This is a genomic window from Arthrobacter sp. Y3223164, from assembly GCF_059091005.1.
Genome location: NZ_JBNHGF010000372.1, coordinates 1 through 2,651 on the forward strand (window position 1 = coordinate 1; position 2,651 = coordinate 2,651).

General features: G+C 69.3%; 2 protein-coding genes. One reads left to right on the forward strand and one right to left on the reverse strand.

Annotation, left to right across the window (positions count from 1 at the left end; genetic code table 11):
- The coding region (locus AC5RUJ_RS14220) for a 5'/3'-nucleotidase SurE (protein ID WP_494156046.1) at positions 1-427 on the forward strand (427 nt) is incomplete at its 5' end.
- Between the two features lie 90 nt (positions 428-517).
- Here AC5RUJ_RS14220 and AC5RUJ_RS14225 read toward each other — a convergent pair.
- On the reverse strand, positions 518-2,554 hold the full coding sequence (locus tag AC5RUJ_RS14225; protein ID WP_494129007.1) for a CocE/NonD family hydrolase: 2,037 nt from the start codon (positions 2,552-2,554) through the stop codon (positions 518-520).
- Positions 2,555-2,651 lie beyond the last annotated feature (97 nt).

Genomic DNA, 2,651 nt, shown 5'->3' on the forward strand with positions numbered 1-2,651 from the left:
GGTCGGCGCCGCGCTGACCGCGGGCGTGAACGGCGGCCGCGGGATGGCCGTGTCGCTGGACACCGGGCTGGAGCCGGAACAGCTGAACTGGGACACCGCGGCGCGGCTGGCGACCGGGCTGCTGCCGTACCTGATGGACCAGCAGACCGGAACCGTGCTGAACCTCAACGTGCCCAACGTGGACGGCACCCGGCTGCCCGAATACCGGTCCGCGACGCTGGCCGAATTCGGCATCGTGCAGACCACGCTGGCCGAACGCGGCGACGAGGACCTGCGCCTGGCCATCGCGGACAGCCAGGAGGAAGCCCCGCCGGAGAGCGACTTCGCGCTGCTGGCCGCCGGCTTCGCCACGGTCACCGGAATCCAGCCGGTCACCGAGAGCAAGATCCCGGAGCTGTCGGCCACCATGGCCAGGGTTCAGTGGTAATCGCGAAAACCCCATGAGGGAGGCCAGGGTCCGGATGGATCCTGGCCTCCCTTTTCTTAGTGCGCCGCCGGCTGCATGTCCGGCCCCTGGTCAGACGAGCTGCCGGGGGATGCTGCGCTGCCAGTTCTGCGAGTAGACGCGGGGGTTGCCGCGTACCTCGTCCAGCTCGTACGCATCCAGCTGCGCGTTCACCACGAAGTCGGTCGGCGTCGACGTCAGCACCGTCCTGGTCTGCACTTCGATCCGCCAATCGCCGCGCTCGTAGCGGCGCACCGTCTGGGTTTCGCCGCGGACGGAGTTCACGTCGTTTCCGCGGGAGCTGTACCACTCATTGGTGACGCGCCGGATGTCGGTGCCCGTTTCGTCGATCCGGAACCGGCCCTGGTCGTTGATGATCTCCACCGTCGACGTGCCGGCCTCCAGGTCGCGGATCGTGCGCCAGTGGTGGTTGCCGGGGTTCAGCAGCGTGGTCTCCAGTTCCGGGGCGGTCTCCGGCTCCGCGAAGGGACGCAGCTCGCCGTCGTCCGCCCTCGGCTTGCGCACCGGCAGGTCGAGGGTGCCGCCGGCGAAGACGGTGACCGTCGCTGGTTCCGGCGACGGCCAGACCAGCGGCCAGTACGACGTCGACACCGAGAGCCGCAGACGGTGCCCGGCCGGGAACGACTGGGCCAGGCCGTTGAGCGGTATCTCGACCCGGTAGCGCTCGCCGGGTTCCAGCGGCTCCGGATGCTCGCTGCCGTCGCGGTGCGTCAGGTTGAGCAGGCCGTAGGTGACCCGCGTTGCCTCGCCGTTCGGTGCGACGTCGGAGAGCCGGACCACCAGCTGGGCGACCGGCTTGTCCGCGGCAACCTCGAAGGCGGCGACGGGGCGGCCGAAGACCTCCACGTCGCCCTCCAGCGGGTCGGTCTCGTAGACGAGCGCGCCGCCGTCCTCCTCGCGCTGGTCGGACGGCAGGTCCGGCAGCGCCGCGTAGGACGCCCACTTGCCGGCGAACATGCCGACGCTCAGCGGCGAAAGCAGGTCGACGCTGCCGCCGGGCTCCACCGGCGAGCCCTCCGGGAACAGCCCGTAGCGGCCCAGCTGCCACCGCTGGTTCTCGATGTTCGGCGACGGCCAGGACGGTTCGGCGACCCAGTGGCCGGGCCTGTCCTCATAGGACGGTTCGGGGGAGACCGCGTCCTGCATCCAGGCCCGGACCATCGGTTCCTCCATCAGGCCGGTGTCCTTGCCCTTCAGCCAGTGGTCCCACCAGCGCACCGTTTCCTGCAGGAACCCGATGGCCGGGCCGGGCACGCCCAGATGCGGGTACTTGTGCCCCCACGGTCCGATCAGTCCCTTGCGCGGTACCTCCAGGTTCTCCATCAGCCGGAAGATGGCGTTGGTGTAGCCGTCGGCCCAGCCGCCGACCGCCATGACCGGGATCTTGATCTGCGAATAGTCTTCGCAGACCGACGCCGGCTTCCAATAGTCGCCGCGGGTCTGGTGCTCCAGCCAGGTCTCCAGCCAGAGTCCGCTGCCGGAGAGCCGCTCGTGCCACATCTCGCGCCACTTCTCGCCGACGATTTCCGGGTCCGGCGGCAGGCTGTTAAACGCGAACATGACGGTGGCCTCGGAGAGGTTGTCCGCCAGCAGGCAGCCGCCCATGTAGTGCATGTTGTCCACGTACAGGTCGTCGGTGGCCGAGGCGCTGATGATCGCCTTCAGCGCCGGCGGCTGCCGGGCGGCCATCTGCAGGCTGTTGAATCCGCCCCAGGAGATGCCCATCATGCCCACGTTGCCGTCGCACCAGGGCTGGTCCGCCAGCCAGGCGATGACGTCTTCGGCGTCTTCGTGTTCCTGCGGCCGGTATTCGTCCACCAGCACGCCGTCGGAGTCGCCGCTGCCCCGCATGTCCACCCGGACGCTGACATAGCCGTGGCCGGCCATGTAGGGGTGGTTCAGCTGGTCGCGGCCGCGGGAGTTGTCCCGCTTGCGGTAGGGGATGTACTCGAGGATGGCCGGCACCGGCCGATCCTCGGCATCGGCCGGCATCCAGATCCGCGCGGCCAGCCGGGCGCCGTCGCGCATGGGAATGAAGACATTTTCGATTGCCCGAACGTCGTGGGGAAAGCTTTCAACGATATTCATGCGGTGCTCATTGCTCCTTTCTGCCGCCGCTGCGGCGGCGGATGATCGCCTGCAGAGCGGCCTCGCGGGCCACGCCGCATGGGCCGCGCGACCCGGG

Bases quoted from the DNA above. Each gene is read 5' to 3' on its own strand.
- AC5RUJ_RS14225 (WP_494129007.1), bottom strand. From the start codon at position 2,554: ATGAATATCGTTGAAAGCTTTCCCCACGACGTTCGGGCAATCGAAAAT.